The sequence below is a fragment of the Pseudomonas sp. AC255 genome (assembly GCF_979258175.1).
This window is the reverse complement of sequence record NZ_OZ409841.1, coordinates 5,370,247-5,388,624: the sequence shown is the minus strand read 5'-3', so window position 1 is coordinate 5,388,624 and position 18,378 is coordinate 5,370,247. Positions and strand designations below refer to the sequence as shown.

Sequence of the window (18,378 nt, the reverse complement as noted above, 5' to 3'; positions counted from 1 at the left end):
GCTCGCGAACAAGGTCGGAACGACCTTGCTCAATCGTCTAGCGCTTTCACGGCCTTGGGCGACAAACGCAGACTGCGCAGACTGCGCTTCACGCTCTTGAGGTGATTGACCAGGCTCGGCCCGCGCGCCATGGCCACGCCCATCGCCAGCACGTCGATCACCACCAGATGGGCGATTCGCGAGGTAAGCGGCGTGTAGATTTCGGTGTCTTCGTGCACATCGATCGCCAGATTGACGGTCGACAGTTCGGCCAACGGCGTCTGGCTCGGACACAGGGTGATCAACGACGCCCCGCTCTCGCGAACGAGGTTAGCGGTGATCAGCAAATCCTTGGAGCGCCCTGACTGGGAAATACAGATCGCCACATCGGTAGGCTTCAGCGTCACAGCCGACATCGCCTGCATGTGCGGATCGGAATACGCCGCCGCGGTCAGCAGCAAACGGAAAAACTTGTGCTGTGCATCCGCGGCCACCGCTCCGGAAGCACCGAAGCCATAGAACTCGACACGCTGCGCTTGGGACATCAGCGTCACCGCGCGTTGCAGCTCCACCGGGTCGAGCTTCTCGCGCACTTCCATCAGGGTGTGCAGCGTGGTGTCGAAAATCTTCAGGCTGTAGTCGGCGACGGAGTCATCTTCGTGGATCGCGAACTGGCCGAAGCTGGCGCCGGCGGCCAGGCTCTGAGCCAGTTTAAGTTTGAGATCCTGAAAGCCGGAACAACCGATGGCGCGGCAGAAGCGCACGATGGTCGGCTCGCTGATGCCGACGCTGTGAGCCAGGTCGGCCATGGAGCTGTGCATCACTGCCGCAGGGTCAAGCAGCACGTGGTCGGCGACCTTGAGCTCCGACTTGCGTAACAGGTGACGTGACTGGGCGATGTGTTGCAGCAGATTCAAGGGGCTGGACTCTTCTTGTGGGCAAGGATGTAGCAAGCTTGTAGTTATACTACATGAATGGGCATTTTGCCTGCTCAATGCGTAACTCGATGTCCCGGCATCAGGCGCGCTGAGGTGCATGTAGCCCTTACTGCGGATTGGCCTGATCACGCAAAAGCCCGGCCAGACGGGCAGCGTCCACTGGCCGGCTGATCAGATAACCTTGCACTTCGTCGCAGCGTTCGGCGCGCAGAAATGCCAGCTGATCCTCACGCTCGACACCCTCGGCGACGACTTTGAGGGCCAGTCCGTGGGCCATGGCGATGATCGCGCGAGTGATCGCCGCGTCCGCACTGCCCTCGCTCAAGCCGCGAATGAACGCCTGATCGATCTTCACGTAATCCACCGGAATGCGCTTGAGGTAACTCAACGACGAATACCCGGTACCGAAATCATCGATCGCCAGTTTCACTCCCAGATCGCGCAGTTGCTGGAACGTCGCAATGATGTGTTCGACGCTGTCGAGCAAATGACTTTCGGTCAGCTCCAGCTCGAGGTAGTGCGGCGCCAGCCCGGTTTCTTCCAGCACTTGCCGGACCAGACTGACCAGCTTGCCTTGGCGCAGTTGATGCACCGACAGGTTCACCGACACGCGGATCGGCGCCAGGCCCTGGCGCTGCCATTCGCAGGCTTGCCAGCACGCCTGACGCAAAACAAATTCGCCGATCGGCCCGATCAGCCCGGTCTCTTCGGCCAGGCCAATGAAATCTGCCGGCGGCACCTGGCCCATGCTCGGATGATCCCAGCGCACCAGCGCTTCAGCGGCATTCATCCGACCGGTTTGCAGGCACAGTTTGGGTTGGTAGAACACTGTCAGTTGCTGTTCTTCAATGGCTCGGCGCAAGTGGTTTTCCAACTGCAAGCGTTCGAGTGTGCTGGCTTGCAGGCTGTCGGTGAAGAACTGGAAATTGTTGCCGCCCAGATGTTTGGCATGCTGCATGGCCATGTTCGACTGGCTGACCAGCGCGGAAATCTCCCGCGCGTTGTCCGGCAACAGGCTGATGCCCATCGAAGCGCTGACCACCAGTTCATGCCCGTCGACGCTCAGCGGCAAACGCAGCTTGGCCGACAACCGCGTCGCTACCCGTGCCAGGCTCGACAGATTGCCGTAGGCATCGAACAGCACGGCAAACTCGTCTCCGGACAAGCGCGCAATGGTGTCGGCCTCAGGCAAGGCATTGACCAGCCGCCGCGCCATTTTTTGTAGCAGCTGATCGGCGACTTCATGGCCGAGGCTGTCATTGAGCAATTTGAAACGATCCAGATTGATGTGCAGCAATGCGAGACTGCGGCGCCCGCCCTGCCGCACCCGCTGATGGGCTTCGTGCAGGCGTTCGCGGAACAGTGAACGGTTGGCCAGGCCGGTGAGCTCGTCGTAATGGGTCAGATAACGCAGGCGTTCTTCCGACGCACGCCGTGCCGAGAGGTCGGCGAAGAAGCCGACAATATGGCTGACATTGCCCCGGCTGTCGCGCACCGCGTTGAGCTGCAACCACTGCGGGTACAACTCGCCGTTCTTGCGGGTTTCCACCAACTCACCCTGCCAACTGCCGTGCTGCTCCAGTGCATGACGGATCGCCACATAGTGGCGATGGGCATCGCGGCTGCAGGGCAACTCGACGACGTTGCGCCCGAGCATGTCGTCGATCTCGTAACCGGTGACCCGGCTGAACGCCTGGTTGATCGCAATCAGCGCGTAGTTCGGGTCGAGAATCACGATGCCTTCGCTGGCCGCTTCGAACACCGTGGCCGCCAGCCGCTGCTGCTCTTCAAGGCTTTTGCTGGCGCTGATATCGCGGCGAGTGCCGACCATGCGGATCACCCGGCCGCTGGCGCTGCGCTCTACGGCGCGGCCACGGTCCTCGATCCACACCCAGTGGCCGTCGCCGTGGCGCAGGCGATACTCAACCTGATAATCCTCGGTGCGCCCCTTCAAATGCTCGACCAGGGCGAACTTGAGTGACGGCACGTCTTCGGGGTGCAGTCGTGGCTTGAGGTCGCGCAGCAGCGCCGTGACGTACTCCGGGGCGAGGCCGAACAGTTCCTGAATCTGTGTGTGATGGACTTCGTCGGTCTGCAGGTTCCAGTCCCACAATCCGAGCTCACTGGCCTTGAGCGCAAGCGCCAGGCGCGCTTCGCTTTTGCTCAGGGCCTGATTGGCGGCATCCAGTTCGCGGCTGCGCTGGGCCACGCGATCTTCCAGATCGACCTGCGCTTCACGCAATTGCGCCTCGGCACAGCGGCGCTGTTCGATCTCTTTGCCAAGCTCCTGATTGAGTTGTTCGCTGCGCGTCTGCGCTTGCTGCAAATGCTCGATCAAGTGCTGATTCTGGAAGCGCCGCAGCAATCCACGGTCGATCAGCCGATTGACCTGCCACGCCACCACGCTCAGCGAACCGAGCAGGATCAGCCCCAGCCAGCCCCAGCCCCGCGCCTGATCGTCGCCGCCCCAGAACAGGTAGCCGATCGCTGGCAGCAGGCACGGCAAGGTAAACGAGAGGAACGCCGGCAGGCTTACTGCGTAGGCGACGCTGGCGGACAGTGTTGCCGCGCCGATCAGGCCGAACACCCAGGCTTGCTGCATGAAGTTGTCAGCGGGTACCAGAGCGATGCCGGCTCCGGCCAAAGTCAGGCCAGTCATGGTCGAACCGAGCAGGAACATGCGGAACCAAATCGGCCGGGCCTGGCGATCGGGAATCGCCGAATCGAACGCGGCCACCTGAATCACCCGCAGCGCGACCAGCGACAGCAGCCACACCAGCCAGACGCTGACCACGAAGTAGCGCTGCGGGCTCCAGAGCAAAGCGGCGCAGACCAGACCATTGATCAACATGAACAGCGTGGGCAACAACGAGCCCTGATACAGCAGACGCGTGCGCTCCACCGCCATTTCGACGGCATAGTGCTTGCGGATCACCCGGGGGTCCACGGAGGGCCCCGACAGTTCGGCGCTGAGGATCATGGGCAACGTTCTTGTTCTTATAGGAGGGCGTGCGCCCGAAACGTGGACGGAGCATACACAAGCCGATCCCGATGCCAAACTGCTGCCGATCACAATTGCGGGGAAATTTTCCGCCGCTTGCGCACCGCTGCAACCCCTCAGGCGAGACGGGCCGAAGCCTGCAGCCAGTGACCGACCGGTCGTCATCGGCAGCACTTTCATCGGCTAATGCAACGCACGGTTTGCCCGGGCCTGCGGCGCACCCTAGAATGCCCCGATGCGCGATGATCTCTCCCTTCTGCTGAACTCCCTCAACGATGCCCAACGCCAGGCCGTAGCAGCCCCCGTTGGCCGTCAGTTGGTCCTGGCCGGCGCCGGTTCCGGTAAAACCCGAGTGCTGGTGCACCGTATCGCCTGGTTGATCCAGGTCGAAAACGCCTCGCCTCACTCCATCCTGTCGGTGACCTTCACCAACAAGGCCGCTGCCGAGATGCGCCATCGCATCGAGCAGTTGCTGGGCATCAACCCGGCCGGCATGTGGGTCGGCACCTTCCACGGCCTCGCGCACCGCTTGCTGCGGGCGCACTGGCAGGAAGCGGGCCTGAGCCAGACCTTCCAGATTCTCGACAGCGATGACCAGCAACGGCTGGTCAAGCGGGTGATCCGCGAGCTCGGTCTGGACGAGCAACGCTGGCCGGCGCGTCAGGCGCAGTGGTTCATCAACGGCCAGAAAGACGAAGGTCTGCGGCCGCAACACATTCAGGCCAGCGGCGACCTGTTCCTCGCCACCATGCGCGGCATCTACGAAGCCTACGAGGCAGCGTGCCTGCGGGCTGGCGTGATCGACTTCTCCGAACTGCTGCTGCGCGCGCTCGATCTGTGGCGCGATCACCCCGGCCTGCTGGCGCACTACCAAAAGCGCTTCCGGCATATTCTGGTCGACGAATTCCAGGACACCAACGCCGTGCAGTACGCCTGGTTGCGCCTGCTCGGCAAGGGCGGCGACAGCCTGATGGTGGTCGGCGACGACGACCAGTCGATTTACGGCTGGCGCGGGGCGAAGATCGAGAACATCCATCAGTACTCTTCGGACTTCCCGGACTCCGAAACGATTCGTCTGGAACAGAATTACCGCTCCACCGCCGGTATCCTCAAAGCCGCCAACGCGCTGATCGCCAACAACACCGGGCGTCTCGGTAAAGAGCTGTGGACCGACGGCGGCGACGGCGAAGCGATCAACCTGTACGCCGCGTTCAACGAACACGACGAAGCGCGTTACGTGGTGGAAACCATCGAAAGCGCGCTGAAAACCGGTCTGGCCCGTAGCGATATTGCGATTCTGTACCGCTCCAACGCCCAGTCGCGGGTGCTCGAAGAAGCCCTGCTGCGCGAGCGCATCCCGTACCGCATCTATGGCGGTCAGCGCTTCTTCGAACGCGCGGAAATCAAGAACGCCATGGCCTACCTGCGCTTGCTCGAAGGTCGTGGCAACGACGCGGCGCTGGAGCGAGTGATCAACGTACCCGCGCGGGGCATCGGCGAGAAAACCGTCGAAGCGATCCGCGAGCATGCGCGGCACAGCGACGTATCGATGTGGGAAGCGATGCGCCAGCTGGTGGCCAACAAAGGCCTGACCGGCCGTGCAGCGAGCGCGCTCGGTGCATTTATCGAACTGATCGAGAACCTCGCCGCCAAGTGCGCCGAGATGCCGCTGCACCTGATGACGCAAACCGTCATCGAGCAATCCGGCCTGATCGCTTATCACGAAGCGGAAAAAGGTGAGAAAGGCCAGGCCCGGGTAGAAAACCTTGAGGAACTGGTCAGCGCCGCACGTAACTTCGAGAACACCGAAGAGGACGAAGAACTCACGCCACTGGCGGCATTCCTCGGCCACGCATCGCTGGAGGCCGGCGATACTCAGGCCGACGAGCACGAAGACAGTGTGCAACTGATGACCCTGCACAGCGCCAAAGGTCTGGAATTCCCTTACGTGTTCCTCGTGGGCATGGAAGAAGGCCTGTTCCCGCACAAGATGAGCCTGGAAGAACCGGGTCGTCTCGAGGAAGAACGGCGCCTGGCTTACGTCGGTATCACCCGGGCGATGCAGAATCTGGTCATGACCTACGCGGAAACCCGGCGCCTGTACGGCAGCGAAACCTATAACAAGGTATCGCGTTTCGTCCGCGAGGTGCCCAAAGGCCTGATCCAGGAAGTGCGCCTGTCCAATAGCGTCAGCCGACCGTTCGGCGGCAACCAGTCGATGAGCGGCAGCAGCCTGTTCAGCGGCAGCGAGATTCCGGAAACCGGTTTTGTGCTCGGTCAGGCCGTACGTCACTCGATCTTCGGCGAGGGCGTGATCCTCAACTTCGAAGGCTCCGGCGCCCAGGCCCGGGTACAGGTGAATTTCAGCGAAGGCAGCAAGTGGCTGATGCTCGGCTATGCCAAGCTGGAAGCGATCTAATCACCGGCACTGAACCCATGTGGGAGCGAGCCTGCTCGCTCCCACAGGTTATGCGGCGCAAGTGCATCAATCCCTCTGAACCTATCGCCTTTTCCTACAGACAAAAGTACATCGGCTGATTGCCTCGCCAAGCTGAACGCAACCTGTCAGGCAAAAGCCCGAAACACTCTCTCGCTAGCCAGTAACACTTCAGCTGTGCAACATGGCGCGCGTGTCTCCACAAAACGGGAATACCCTTTATGAAACGTTTTCTTAGCATCGCCATGGCGTTGTGCATCGGCCTGACGATGAGCCTCGACGCCAACGCCAAGCGCTTTGGTGGTGGCAAAAGCGCCGGCGCTGCGCCGACGCACCAGACCAGCCAGATGGCTCCCTCTTCTCCAGGCGTGGGCGGCGCAGCAGCGACCGCTGGCGCTGCCGGTGCTGCTGGCGCCGCGGCCAAGGCCGGCGGTGCTTCGCGCTGGCTCGGCCCATTGGCGGGCATCGCCGCCGGTGGCCTGCTCGCGTCGATGTTCATGGGCGACGGATTCCAGGGCATGCAGATCTTCGACATCCTGATCATGGCCCTGATCGCGTTCGTGATCTTCCGCTTCATCGCCGCCCGTCGTCGTAAGCAGCAGGAGCAATTCGCTCCGGCCGGCGCGCCGATGCAGCGTGAAGTGTTCGAGCAGAAGCCTGCCGCCATGGGTTCGATCTTCGGTGGTTCGGCTGCTCCGGCTGCCGCCCGTCCAGTGATCAACGCACCGGCCTGGTTCAACGAAGAGCGCTTCCTTGAAGCTGCGCGTAGCCACTTCCAGTCGCTGCAGCAGCACTGGGACGCCAACGAAATGGACAAGATCGCCGAGTTCGTGACCCCGCAAATGCTTGAGTTCCTCAAGCGTGAGCGTGCGGATCTGGGCGATGGCTTCCAGTCGACCTACATCGACAACCTGCAGGTGCAACTGGACGGCGTCGACGATCGTGCCGACAAGACCATCGCCACCCTGACCTTCACCGGCGTGTCGAAAACCTCGCGTTTCGACCAGGGCGAAGTGTTCAGCGAAAGCTGGAACATGGAACGTCCGCAGGGCGACAACCAGCCTTGGCTGGTCGCCGGTATCCGCCAGAACGGCTGATCCCTGCTGCGCTTCACTTGCGGTAACAGAACCCCGGCCCCGGCCGGGGTTTTTCATTTCACGGTTGCATCTATGGCGAGCTACTGTATAAACCGGCCCATATAAACCGCGCCATTCAGCAAGAGGATCCCGGACGTGGAAGAAATCATCGAACAACTGCGCGAAGCCAACGAACCCGTACCGGTTCCTTTGGAATTGCCTGACGAAGACCTGCTGGTAGAAATCGAAGAACAACTGTTCATCGACATTCCGTTCGTCTTCAAAGAATTTTTGCTGACCGTCAGCGATGTGGTCTATGGCAGCCTCGAGCCGGTGACCGTCACTGACCCGCAATCGCACACCTATCTGCCGGACGTGGCGGCCAATGCATGGGACGCGGGTGTTGATCGCAGCTTGATCCCGATCTGTCAGGACGGCGATGACTACTACTGTGTCGAAGAAGACGGCACCGTGGTGCTGTGGCAGGCCGAAGAAGAACTGATTGCTGAAGAAACCTGGGAATCGGTGTGGCACTGGGCGCGGGACGTCTGGCTGGAAAGCTGATCCGCCAAACGCCTCGGGTGGTCAATGCCCCGACGACTCCTTGTGGTTGTCGAGGGTTTCCAGCAAGGCCACCTGCATACGCGTATGCACGCGAATGAACCAGCGCCAGAGCAGTGCCGCTACGGCGGCCGCCACGACTGCGATCAGCACCAGCAGCTTGTTGGTCGGCAGGATACTGGCCGACAAGGCTGCCAACAGCAGGAAAATCACCAGCAGCGAGAGAATCGGGATCACTTCGGCGATCACCCGGCGCACTCGCTGTGTGTGACGCCCGGCCATCTCCGGCTTGACGCCCATCTCCGCCAACAGCATCGACAGCGCCTTGAGCTTGCGATAAGCCGCAATCAGGAACGGTAGCGAGACCAGCAACGCACCGCCCCAGATCAGTGCCTTCTGCCAGCTCGGATCGCTGATCCAGTCCTGCAGCCACAACGACATGCGCTCGGCGAAATATGCGCCGGCAAAGAAGATCGCAATCACCAGCGCCAGATTGACCCCGACCTGCAACAGGATCCGTCGGATCATCGACGCCAGTAGCGCGCCCTCACCTTGCGGCTGGATGCTGCGCAACCATTCGCCATACATGCCGAGTACACGCCCTAGACGCTTGGGCACGACTGCCGAGAGCTTGATCGACAACGGATCCGCCGCGCGGATCAGATACGGTGTCAGCAGTGTGGTGATCACCGACACGGCTACAGCGACCGGGTAGAGGAAGTTGCTGGTCACCTGCAAGGTCATGCCCAGCGCGGCGATGATGAAGGAAAATTCGCCGATCTGTGACAGACCCATGCCGACCCGCAGTGAGGTCCGTCCGTCGTTGCCAGCGATAAACGCACCGAGGCCGCAGGACAACATCTTGCCCAGCACTACGGCCACGGTAATCACCGCAATCGGCCAGGCGTATTCGATGAGAATCAGCGGGTCGAGCATCAGCCCGATGGCGACGAAAAAGATTGCGCTGAACAGATCGCGAACCGGCTCGACCAGCCGTTCGATTTTCAGCAATTGCCGGGACTCGGCCATGATCGCGCCGATCAGGAAAGCGCCGAGCACCATGCTGTATTCGAGCTTGACCACCAGCAGACAGAAGCCGAAACACAGGCCGAGCACGGTGATCAACAGCATCTCGTTGCTTTCGAATTTCGCCACATAAGCCAGCAGACGCGGCACCAACAGAATGCCGATGACCAGCGCGACGATCATGAACAGCGACAGCTTGCCGACCGTGGAGAAGACTTCGCCCGAGCTCACCGTGCCGCTGACGGCGATGCTCGACAGCAACGCAATGATGCCAATGCCAAGGATGTCCTCGACAATCAGTACACCGAAGATCAACTGCGCAAAGCGCTCGTTCTTCATCTTCAGGTCATTCAGCGCTTTGACGATGATGGTGGTTGAGGAGATCGCCAGAATCGCGCCGAGGAACAACGAATCCATGGTGTTCCAGTCGAACCAGCGGCCGATTTCGTAGCCGATCCAGATCATCAGGATGATTTCGAGAAATGCGGCAATGAACGCCGTGGCGCCGACCTTGAACAGCTTGCGCAGGCTGAACTCCAGGCCAAGGCAGAACATCAGGAAGATCACCCCGAGTTCGGCCAGGGTCTTGATGGTTTCTTCGTCGTGAATCAGGCCGAACGGCGGCGTATGCGGGCCGATGATGAAGCCGGCGACGATGTAGCCGAGCACCACCGGTTGTTTGAAACGATGAAACAGTACGGTTACCACGCCCGCGACCAGCATGATCACTGCCAGATCCTGAATAAAACTGATGGCATGCATGGCGTAGGCTCCTTGATGACGAGGCGCGCGGACAGACGTAAGACGTTCTGCGCGAGCAGGGTAAAAATCCGCTTTTAATGTAGGAATTGCCCTTGGGCAGGGCTTTTGCAGGTTAACACCGCGACTTCGCTCTGGAAGCCGGTGCAATATATGGAAACAGATCGCTACCGGCGTGACGGCGGCCCGCCGCGCGGCGTCCCGATAACGGTGCTTTTTGAAAAGCCACCAGGTGCCCGCAGAGGCGCTTCCTGCTATCAGCCTTGATCCGTGAGAACGTTATGGAACCCGGAAACGCCCAGCTGTCGATGACGGTACTGATGACCCCCGACATGGCCAACTTCTCTGGCAATGTCCACGGCGGCACCCTGCTCAAATACCTCGACGAAGTGGCCTACGCCTGCGCCAGCCGTTATGCCGGGCGCTACGTGGTGACCCTGTCCGTGGATCAGGTGATTTTCCGCGAGCCGATTCATGTCGGCGAACTGGTGACGTTCCTGGCCTCGGTCAACTACACCGGCAACACGTCGATGGAAGTTGGCATTAAAGTGGTCACCGAAAACATCCGCGAACGCTCGGTGCGCCACACCAACAGCTGCTTCTTCACCATGGTCGCGGTGGATGATCAGCGCAAACCGGCCGCCGTGCCGCCGTTGCAACCGCAGAACAGCGAAGACAAACGCCGCTTCATGCAGGCGCAGCAGCGCCGGCAGATTCGTCAGGAACTGGAGAAGCGTTATCAGGAGATCAAGGGCGACGCCTGAGACCAAAAAGCAAAAGATCGCAGCCTTCGGCAGCTCCTACATTTTGGAATGCAAACCCATGTAGGAGCTGCCGAAGGCTGCGATCTTTTTGAACAACGACGAGATTACAGACTGATCGCGGTCGCCTCGAACTTCACCCGCGGATGCGCAATGCGATCCTGCGCCCGCACAAGTTGCAGCTCATAACTGGCGCACGCCTGGGTTTCCAGCAACACCTCATGCACCGCTGCTGCGGTGAATTCGAATGCCGCCAACAGCGTGTCGCCCAGCAGTACCCGCGCCAGGAACAGGCCGGACGTTAGGTCGCCCACCCCCACCGGCTGACGCGGAAACGCCAGCAAGGGACGGCGCAAATGCCAACTGCCCTCAGCCGTCACCAACAACATTTCGAAGCCATCCGCCGGTTTGCCCGGATAATCCAGATGCTTGACCAGTACCGCTTTCGGCCCGCGCGCCAGCAGCGCCCGTGCCATCGCCAGGCAATCGAACAGCGACTGCGGCTTGCGCCCGGAAAAACTGTCCAGCTCCAACTGGTTCGGGCACATGATGTCCGCCACGGCCGCCGCTTCATCGAGAAGGAAATCGCTGACCTCGGTGGGCACGCTGCAACCCTTCTCTGGATGGCCCATCACCGGATCACACAGATACAGCATCTTCGGATTGACCGCTTTGATCCGCGCCACACCGCTGAGAATCGCCCGGCCCTGCGCGGCGCTACCGAGATAGCCGGACAGCACCGCGTCGCAATTGCCCAGCTCGCCAATCGCAGCGATGCCTTCGATCAGCTCGGGGATCTGCTGCGGTGCCAGCACTTCACCGGCCCACTGACCATACTGGGTGTGGTTGGAGAACTGCACGGTGTTGAGCGGCCAGACGTTGACCCCGACGCGCTGCATCGGAAAAACCGCAGCGCTGTTGCCGGCGTGGCCAAACACCACGTGGGACTGGATGGCGAGCAGATGAGGCGTACGTTTCATTCGGGTCATTCCGTAAAACGATTGAAATTCAAGCCGCGCAGTATGCGACGAAACACAGCCTGTACGACAGACCGGCGAGACAGTTAAGCTGACGCCATCTTTTGGAGTTCGATGTCGATGCTGACCCTGGAAAACATCTTCGTGCTGATGCTGTTCGCCGCCGCTGGTGCCTGGCTATGGCACAACCACGGCTTGCGCGAGCGCGCGCTGGAGCGGGTCAAACAGCATTGCACCAATGTCGGCGTCGAGCTGCTGGACGGTAACGTCGCGCTGAAAAAGATCGGGCTGATCAGGGATGCCAACGGTCGCCGACGACTGGCGCGGGTCTACAACTTCGAGTTCACCGTGACTGGCGAAAGCCGCCACAACGGCACCGTCACCCAGTTCGGCGCGCACAGTGCGCAGATTGAACTGGCGCCCTACCCGGCGCCGTTCGACGACACGCCGCCGGTGGTCGAAGTGCACAAGCCTCGCGCAGAAGTCATCGAGCTGAGCCAGTGGCGCCAGGAACATACCAAGTGGAAGCCTTGAGCTGACTCACTGAATCCGGCATTCAGCCAAACCGGCTTGCAGCTGTTCGATGTTCTGCGGTTCAGCGAAGATCAGCTCGATTCTTGAGTCTTTTCGCCATTCGCTGGCTTGCCAACTCAGCTCGGCATGCTCCAGGGCATTGCCCGAAACCCAGCCATCCGTGCTGTGGATAACCAGTTTCGCCCGGTTCCAGTCGAGCGCGCTCAGCCAATAGGCGATGCGTGCTTGATCAAATACCTGCTGCGGATGCCAGCGCCAACCGATGCTCCACCCACCCTCCTGCGCCTGACTCAGGCAAATCGGTTCGGCCGGATCGCTCCAGAGCGCTGGCAGCTGTGCCAATCCAGTGGGCAGCGGCAGATGACCTGCGCCTTCGTTTGCTTTTACTTTCACCCCCGGCAGCTCGCTCAGAGGCAGCTGGGCTTGCTGCGTCCAGATCAGCCTGACGGGCGGCAACTGGCTGGCGATTCTGTCTCGAGCTGTTTCATTGAGATCTTCCGCCTTGTTCAACAGCAACAACCCCGCGCTGGCCAACGCTTGCTGCTGGGCGTCCGGCAAGTCCCTACCCGCGTGCAATGCCTGAGCGTCCAGAACCAGAACACAGGGCTGAACCGCCAGCACGCCCAGCCACGGCGCCTCGTTAAGTTGCTTGAACAGCTGCGCCGGATGGCCCAACCCGGATGGCTCGATAAACAGTCGATCCGGCCTGGCCTTGCGCAGCAGGCGGCCAAGGCCGATCTGGAATGGCGCGCCATTGACGCAACACAGGCAGCCCCCGGCCACCTCACCCAGTGCGATACCATCGTCGTCGCGAGTCAGCAACGCGGCGTCCAGACCAATCTGGCCGAACTCGTTGATCAGTACCGCCCAGCGTTCGTCCGCCGGCCGTTGCGCCAGCAACTGGCGAATCAGGCTGGTCTTGCCGGCGCCCAACGGGCCGGCGATGACGTGGGTCGGAATGTTCTGCAACATGGCGGGTACTTTCTGCGGACAGTTATTGAGGAGATCGAAGATGCGCTGGTCGGGATGGTCGTTGCTGTTGGCGCTGCTGTCGAGTGAAGCGTGGGCTCAGGCCTGCGTGGTGCACACACAGGGCGAACGGCTCGACGTCAAAGTCTGTCAGCAGAACCGGACGATTCCGCAGAAATTGTTCAATGACGGCTTCTGCCAACCGACGCTGGCCGGGCAGAAGGTCGAGGTGCAGTACGTCGACCAGTGCCCGAGCGGCGCTTTCGGCGTGTGCAGCAACGCGCAAGTCGCCAATATGCCCTATCGCCAGGATATCCACTATTACGGCGTGGCCACCGATACGGCGTATCTCAAGCCATATTGCGAAGGCCAGAGCCAGGGCGTCTGGCGCAAGCCCTGATGTGTCAGCCGAGCCAGTCGAGGGTCAGCAACAGACGGCGCTCACCGGGTGCCGGTTGCGGCGAACGATGGATCAGGCCGAAGCCTTCATTGCCGTGCCACTTTTCGCCTTTGAGCAGCGCGACGTCGCCGCTGTTGAGCTGACGAATCGACGCTGGATCTTGCGGTTCGGCATTGGACTGGCCAAGTTGCGCGCGGTCCATCGCACCCTCCTCAAGCCATTGGCTGCCGATGCCAGCGTAAGTAGTGATCAGGCGCACCGGCACGTGATCGACGTGGAAACGCGGACACATGGCCTTGTCCAGCACGCGCAAACGCACGCCGATACGCCGCGCGCCCAACAGACAGGCGAAGGCACTGATCAGCCACTTGAGGTCGCTGATGAAACCTTCGAATCCTTGCAGATCACACAGCCCTGCAGCCAGACCGGCGAGATCCGGTTCGGCATCTTCGTCGGGCAATTCCAGACACAGCGACTCGGCCAAGGGCTCGTTGAGCGACAGCACCAATTGCGCAAAATCGGCGATGTGCACGGGTAGCTGGCGTTGCCAGACGGCGAGATTGGTCTGGTCGTCCAGGATTCGCGTCAACGTTTGCGGTGTCACACCCTGGTGCTGATGACGGGTAAGAAGCGGCTGATCCTTGAGTGCGAGCATCAGGCGGCCTCTTCTTGCCACGGGCCGAATGGATCAGGCAGCAAACGCCAGCCTTCTACACCCATGGCCATTTCTTCATCGGTCAAAAGGCAGGCATCGAGTTCGGCGGACAGTTGCAGGAAATCTATGTTTTGACCGATGAATACCAGTTCCTGCCGGCAATCTCCTACGCTTGGAGTCCAGTTATCCATGATCGCCTGCACGCTTTCCTGATCTTCGGGCCATTGGTTCTTTGCTACGAAACGCCACCAGCGCCCGGCGAATCCATGCCGCATCAAACCGCCGGCTTGAGACCAGCTACCGGCATCGGTGGGTTTGCTGGCGAGCCAGAAGAAGCCTTTGGAGCGCAGCAGCTTGCCGTTCAGCCATGGGCGGTCAATGAAGCTGAAAAAGCGTTGCGGGTGGAATGGCCGGCGCGCGCGGTAGGCCGTCGAGGCGATGCCGTATTCCTGTGTTTCCGGGACGTGCTCACCGCGCAATTCCTGCAGCCACCCAGGCGCTTGTGCGGCCTTCTCGAAATCGAAACGACCGGTGTTGAGGATTTTCTCCAGGGGGATTTCGCCCATCACCATTGGAATGATTTCAGCCTGGGCATTGAGGCGCTTGAGGATCGCGGTAAGTTCTTCGCGCTCGTGCTGGCTGATCAGGTCGATTTTGCTGATCAGCAGGACGTCGGCGAACTCGATCTGCTCGATCAACAGATCGGTGATGGAACGCTCGTCTTCTTCACCAAGGATTTCGCCGCGAGAGGCCAGGCTTTCGGCCGCCTGGTAATCGAGCAGGAAATTCACGCCGTCGACGACCGTGACCATGGTGTCCAGGTGCGCGATGTCGGCGAGGCTTTGCCCTTGTTCATCGCGGAAGGTGAAGGTTTCAGCGACCGGAAGCGGTTCGGAAATGCCGGTTGATTCGATCAGCAGGTAATCGAAACGATCCTCGCGAGCGAGTTTGCTGACTTCTTCAAGGAGGTCTTCACGTAACGTACAGCAGATACAGCCATTGCTCATTTCGATGAGTTTTTCCTCAGCGCGGTTCAGGCTGACATCACGCTGGACTTCACTGCCATCGATGTTGATTTCGCTCATATCGTTGACGATCACCGCTACACGCAAGCCGTCTCGGTTACGTAGTACGTAATTCAAAAGTGTACTTTTTCCCGCGCCGAGAAATCCGGAAAGTACGGTGACGGGCAATTTGGCTGACATTGGATAATCCTCATAAATGGCAGCCGATTTGCGCTTTCAGGTGTGCGCTTGGCGTGTTGCGCTCCATTACTCGGGGCAATGAAGGCAAACGATTGTGATCGGCAGCTCAGGCTGGTGGCGATTTATGTTATGGTATAACAACCTGAGCTTGCCAGTCCGACGCAGGAGATTTCGCAAATTGCCGCACCACCGATCGTGGAAACTCGCAATTAACAATGGGTTGAAATACCTGCTTTTGAGCTGCGCTACGTCGCTGGCCGGCCAAGCCCAAGCGCAAATGCCGGCGCTCGTGCACTGCACGCGCAGCGCTAATTTGCTGGCATGTGTGGACGCCGACGGCAATGCCTATAGCGTCAATACGGTCGGCACCACGCTTTACCTGCGCGGATTCGAGAAGGACGGCCATCGCTATTGGGCGCAAACCAACAGCCGCTTCGGCCAATTAACCTTTTTTACCGGCATCGCCTCCGATGGCGAGGCTTGGGTTGGCTATACCCGTCGTGTCGGCTGGACGACCATCAACCGTTTTTCCAGCTCGGGTGGTAGCAGCGCAAGGTTCACTTGCAGCCGGATGACGGGCTGCTAGTGAAAACCTTTTCATGAAAAAAGCATCGCTGAATGGATTGTTATAATGTAACGTAAATAGAGATCAATACGACGGTCTCAACCATGAATGCTCTTACTCTCCCGGATATCGCCGCCCAATCTGCGCGCCAGGCACTGCCACTCGATTGGGTAGGCATGCGTGGGATTGCCCTACCCGTTGTGCTCGAAAGCCAACGCCTCAGCGCCAGAGTCGACGCTGGCGTGAGTCTCGATGATGGTGAAGCGCGTGGTATTCACATGTCGCGCTTGTATCTGGCACTCGAAGCCCTCGAACAGCGACGCCTTTCTCCCGCTCTGCTGCATCAGGTACTCAAGGGTTTTCTGGTAAGTCACCAAGGTCTATCCGCCTGCGCATATCTGAACATTCACACCGACTTATTGCTGAAACGACCGGCGTTAGTCAGCCCCCTAGCCGGCTGGAAATCCTATCCGACAACCATTTCAGCAAGCCTGAAACAGCAAATGTTCCACGTGGAACTAAGACTCGAGGTGCCCTATTCCTCGACATGCCCCTGCTCGGCAGCCTTGGCAAGGCAATTGATCCAGCAGCAATTCATCGACGACTTCGCCAACAAGGCTCTGCAACATGCCGATGTTTTGGCATGGCTTGGCTCAACCAAAGGGATCGTAGCGACGCCGCACAGCCAACGTAGCTATGCGCAACTGCACCTGCATCTCGACAATTTCATCGACGAGCTACCGCTGACAGCGATCATCGATGACGCTGAAGCAGCCCTCGGCACAGCCGTGCAGACCGCAGTAAAGCGCCCCGACGAGCAAGCCTTCGCACTCGCCAATGGGCAAAACCTGATGTTCTGCGAAGACGCCGCGCGCCGCCTCAATCTGGCACTGCAGCGCACGCCCGGCATCAAACAATTGCATATCCGCGTGATCCACGCCGAAAGCCTGCACGCCCATGACGCTGTCGCCGAGAGCAGTTGGCACCGGGAGCAGCAATGATCCGCTGCCAATCGCTGGTCTGGGGCGCTCCCGGCCAACCGCTGACGACGCCTCTGAGTCTTGAGTTCGAGAGCGCCAGCCTGACCGCCATCATCGGCGCCAACGGCTGCGGCAAAAGCAGCCTGCTAAAGGTCATTGCCGGATTGCAGAAGCCTCTCGCTGGCAAAGTGGAAACGGCTGTTCCACGCCAAAGCGGAATTTCCTTTCTGCCGCAACAGCAGCACTTGGATCGGCAATTTCCAATAAGCCTGGAAGAACTCATCGCCGCAGGTTTCTGGGGCCGCCGGCTGTCGACGCAACTGCGCACGCAGCGACTGAAAAACGCATTGGAAGACTGGCACTTGAGTGGCCTCGAACAGCGTCCGTTGATGGCCCTGTCCGGCGGTGAGCTACAACGTGCCCTGCTCGCACGACTGAGCCTCGCTGACGCCCCGGTGCTGTTGCTCGATGAACCGCACGCCGCACTCGACGATCTCGGCCAGCAATTGCTCTGGCAACACATTCACCACTGGCACGCCGAGGGCCGGACACTGGTCGTGGTCTGCCATGACCTGGCGGCGGTACGAGAACATGTTCCGCATACGCTGCTGATCAAAAACGGCCACTGCGTGTACGGAACCAGCCGAGAACTGATCCAGCCGACACCGCACATGCAGGTCGCCTGATGCTCGCCACCGTCAGCCATTTCTGGCAGCCGTTCAGCGAGTTTGTGTTCATGCGCCGGGCCTTGCTAGGCGGCTTAGTGTTGGCGTGCAGCACGGCGCCCTTGGGCGTGTTTCTGATTCTCAGACGGATGAGCCTGATCGGCGACGCTGTCGCCCACGGCATTCTCCCTGGTGCAGCGCTGGGATTCTGGTTTGCCGGTTTGAGCCTTCCTGCCCTGACGCTCGGCGGCCTCGGCGCCGGCCTGAGCATGGCCGGACTTGCAGCCTGGATAACCCGGCGTACGGGTTTGCGCGAGGACGCCAGTCTCGCCGCGATCTATCCGATTTCACTCGCCAGCGGCGTGCTGATTCTCGGTATTGCCGGCAAGCGCCTCGACCTTCTGCACTTGCTGTTCGGTTCGGCGCTAGCCGTGGATGGACCGACGCTGACCGGCATGCTTTGGGTCTCGGCCATCAGCCTCATGGCTATGGCCGCGATCTACAGACCCCTGCTGTTGGACACACTCGACCCGCTGTTCTTGCGCACGGTCAGTCGTCTCGGGCCACTGGCTCATGGCGTGTTCCTGACCCTGGTCGTGCTGAATCTGGTGATCGGCTTTCAGGCCATCGGCGCACTGATGGTAGTCGGGCTGATGATGCTTCCGGCTGCCGCGTCGAGATTCTGGAGTCGCCGTCTGCCAATACTGATTGGCGTCGCCGCCGTCATGGGCTGCGTGTCGGTGTGGCTCGGTTTGCTGCTGTCGTTCTATTACTCGCTGCCCAGCGGCCCGGCCATCGTCCTGGTTGCCGGGGCCGGCTATCTGCTGTCGGTGGTGTTTGGACCGGTTCACGGTTTGCTGCGCCGCCCGCCTTTGCTCACATCCCAATGA

The 18,378-nt window shown here is 60.4% G+C and carries 17 protein-coding genes; 10 read left to right on the top strand and 7 right to left on the bottom strand.

The window, feature by feature from the left end; translation table 11 throughout:
• Nucleotides 1-29 precede the first annotated feature (29 nt).
• Both hexR and ACZZ0K_RS24225 read right to left on the bottom strand, forming a co-directional pair.
• Nucleotides 30-896, bottom strand: a complete 867-nt coding sequence (hexR, locus tag ACZZ0K_RS24230) for a transcriptional regulator HexR (protein WP_007962240.1) — start codon at nucleotides 894-896, stop codon at nucleotides 30-32.
• 127 nt (nucleotides 897-1,023) lie between these two features.
• Nucleotides 1,024-3,897, bottom strand: a complete 2,874-nt coding sequence (locus ACZZ0K_RS24225; RefSeq protein WP_150743149.1) for a GGDEF domain-containing phosphodiesterase — start codon at nucleotides 3,895-3,897, stop codon at nucleotides 1,024-1,026.
• Nucleotides 3,898-4,153: 256 nt separating this feature from the next.
• Between ACZZ0K_RS24225 and uvrD the strand changes: the two genes are divergently transcribed.
• The 3 genes from uvrD (at nucleotide 4,154) to ACZZ0K_RS24210 (ending at nucleotide 7,995) form a co-directional block, all read left to right on the top strand.
• Complete coding sequence (gene uvrD / locus ACZZ0K_RS24220) at nucleotides 4,154-6,337, top strand: DNA helicase II (RefSeq protein WP_041476575.1); 2,184 nt, start codon at nucleotides 4,154-4,156, stop codon at nucleotides 6,335-6,337.
• Between the two features lie 239 nt (nucleotides 6,338-6,576).
• Entirely contained in the window at nucleotides 6,577-7,452 is an 876-nt protein-coding gene (locus ACZZ0K_RS24215) for a Tim44 domain-containing protein (RefSeq protein ID WP_016772449.1), read from the top strand.
• Between the two features lie 135 nt (nucleotides 7,453-7,587).
• On the top strand, nucleotides 7,588-7,995 hold the full coding sequence (locus ACZZ0K_RS24210; protein ID WP_127649567.1) for an SMI1/KNR4 family protein: 408 nt from the start codon (nucleotides 7,588-7,590) through the stop codon (nucleotides 7,993-7,995).
• A gap of 21 nt (nucleotides 7,996-8,016) precedes the next feature.
• On the opposite strand, the gene ACZZ0K_RS24205 is transcribed toward ACZZ0K_RS24210, so the two are convergent.
• Complete coding sequence (locus ACZZ0K_RS24205; protein ID WP_056790983.1) at nucleotides 8,017-9,780, bottom strand: cation:proton antiporter; 1,764 nt, start codon at nucleotides 9,778-9,780, stop codon at nucleotides 8,017-8,019.
• Nucleotides 9,781-10,058: 278 nt separating this feature from the next.
• Between ACZZ0K_RS24205 and ACZZ0K_RS24200 the strand changes: the two genes are divergently transcribed.
• The gene (locus tag ACZZ0K_RS24200; protein WP_016772447.1) at nucleotides 10,059-10,541 is read left to right on the top strand and encodes an acyl-CoA thioesterase; all 483 of its coding nucleotides are present in this window, start codon (nucleotides 10,059-10,061) and stop codon (nucleotides 10,539-10,541) included.
• 104 nt (nucleotides 10,542-10,645) lie between these two features.
• Here the strand turns inward: ACZZ0K_RS24200 and pdxY are convergent, their stop codons facing one another.
• Nucleotides 10,646-11,518: a pyridoxal kinase PdxY gene (gene pdxY / locus ACZZ0K_RS24195; RefSeq protein ID WP_041476573.1), complete on the bottom strand. Its 873-nt coding sequence runs from the start codon at nucleotides 11,516-11,518 to the stop codon at nucleotides 10,646-10,648.
• A gap of 117 nt (nucleotides 11,519-11,635) precedes the next feature.
• Between pdxY and ACZZ0K_RS24190 the strand changes: the two genes are divergently transcribed.
• Complete coding sequence (locus ACZZ0K_RS24190; protein WP_038861179.1) at nucleotides 11,636-12,049, top strand: DUF3301 domain-containing protein; 414 nt, start codon at nucleotides 11,636-11,638, stop codon at nucleotides 12,047-12,049.
• Nucleotides 12,050-12,055: 6 nt separating this feature from the next.
• Here the strand turns inward: ACZZ0K_RS24190 and ACZZ0K_RS24185 are convergent, their stop codons facing one another.
• Entirely contained in the window at nucleotides 12,056-13,021 is a 966-nt protein-coding gene (locus ACZZ0K_RS24185) for a CobW family GTP-binding protein (protein ID WP_258707364.1), read from the bottom strand.
• Nucleotides 13,022-13,061: 40 nt separating this feature from the next.
• On the opposite strand from ACZZ0K_RS24185, the gene ACZZ0K_RS24180 reads away from it, so the two are divergent.
• Nucleotides 13,062-13,418, top strand: coding sequence for a hypothetical protein (locus ACZZ0K_RS24180; protein WP_041476571.1), 357 nt, complete (start codon nucleotides 13,062-13,064; stop codon nucleotides 13,416-13,418).
• Between the two features lie 4 nt (nucleotides 13,419-13,422).
• On the opposite strand, the gene ACZZ0K_RS24175 is transcribed toward ACZZ0K_RS24180, so the two are convergent.
• Together ACZZ0K_RS24175 and zigA are read right to left on the bottom strand one after the other, a co-directional pair.
• Entirely contained in the window at nucleotides 13,423-14,073 is a 651-nt protein-coding gene (locus ACZZ0K_RS24175) for a DUF1826 domain-containing protein (RefSeq protein ID WP_252882896.1), read from the bottom strand.
• Complete coding sequence (gene zigA / locus ACZZ0K_RS24170) at nucleotides 14,073-15,278, bottom strand: zinc metallochaperone GTPase ZigA (protein WP_258707365.1); 1,206 nt, start codon at nucleotides 15,276-15,278, stop codon at nucleotides 14,073-14,075. The genes ACZZ0K_RS24175 and zigA overlap by 1 nt, the downstream gene beginning before the upstream one ends.
• 277 nt (nucleotides 15,279-15,555) lie before the next feature.
• On the opposite strand from zigA, the gene ACZZ0K_RS24165 reads away from it, so the two are divergent.
• The 4 genes from ACZZ0K_RS24165 (at nucleotide 15,556) to ACZZ0K_RS24150 (ending at nucleotide 18,378) form a co-directional block, all read left to right on the top strand.
• Entirely contained in the window at nucleotides 15,556-15,864 is a 309-nt protein-coding gene (locus ACZZ0K_RS24165; RefSeq protein WP_374046359.1) for a glutamine synthetase, read from the top strand.
• 83 nt (nucleotides 15,865-15,947) lie between these two features.
• A complete protein-coding gene (gene folE2, locus ACZZ0K_RS24160) occupies nucleotides 15,948-16,844 on the top strand; it encodes a GTP cyclohydrolase FolE2 (protein WP_252885051.1) in 897 nt (298 codons plus the stop codon).
• The gene (locus ACZZ0K_RS24155) at nucleotides 16,841-17,509 is read left to right on the top strand and encodes a metal ABC transporter ATP-binding protein (RefSeq protein ID WP_258707366.1); all 669 of its coding nucleotides are present in this window, start codon (nucleotides 16,841-16,843) and stop codon (nucleotides 17,507-17,509) included. Before folE2 ends, ACZZ0K_RS24155 begins: the two co-directional genes overlap by 4 nt.
• A complete protein-coding gene (locus tag ACZZ0K_RS24150) occupies nucleotides 17,509-18,378 on the top strand; it encodes a metal ABC transporter permease (protein ID WP_252882899.1) in 870 nt (289 codons plus the stop codon). Before ACZZ0K_RS24155 ends, ACZZ0K_RS24150 begins: the two co-directional genes overlap by 1 nt.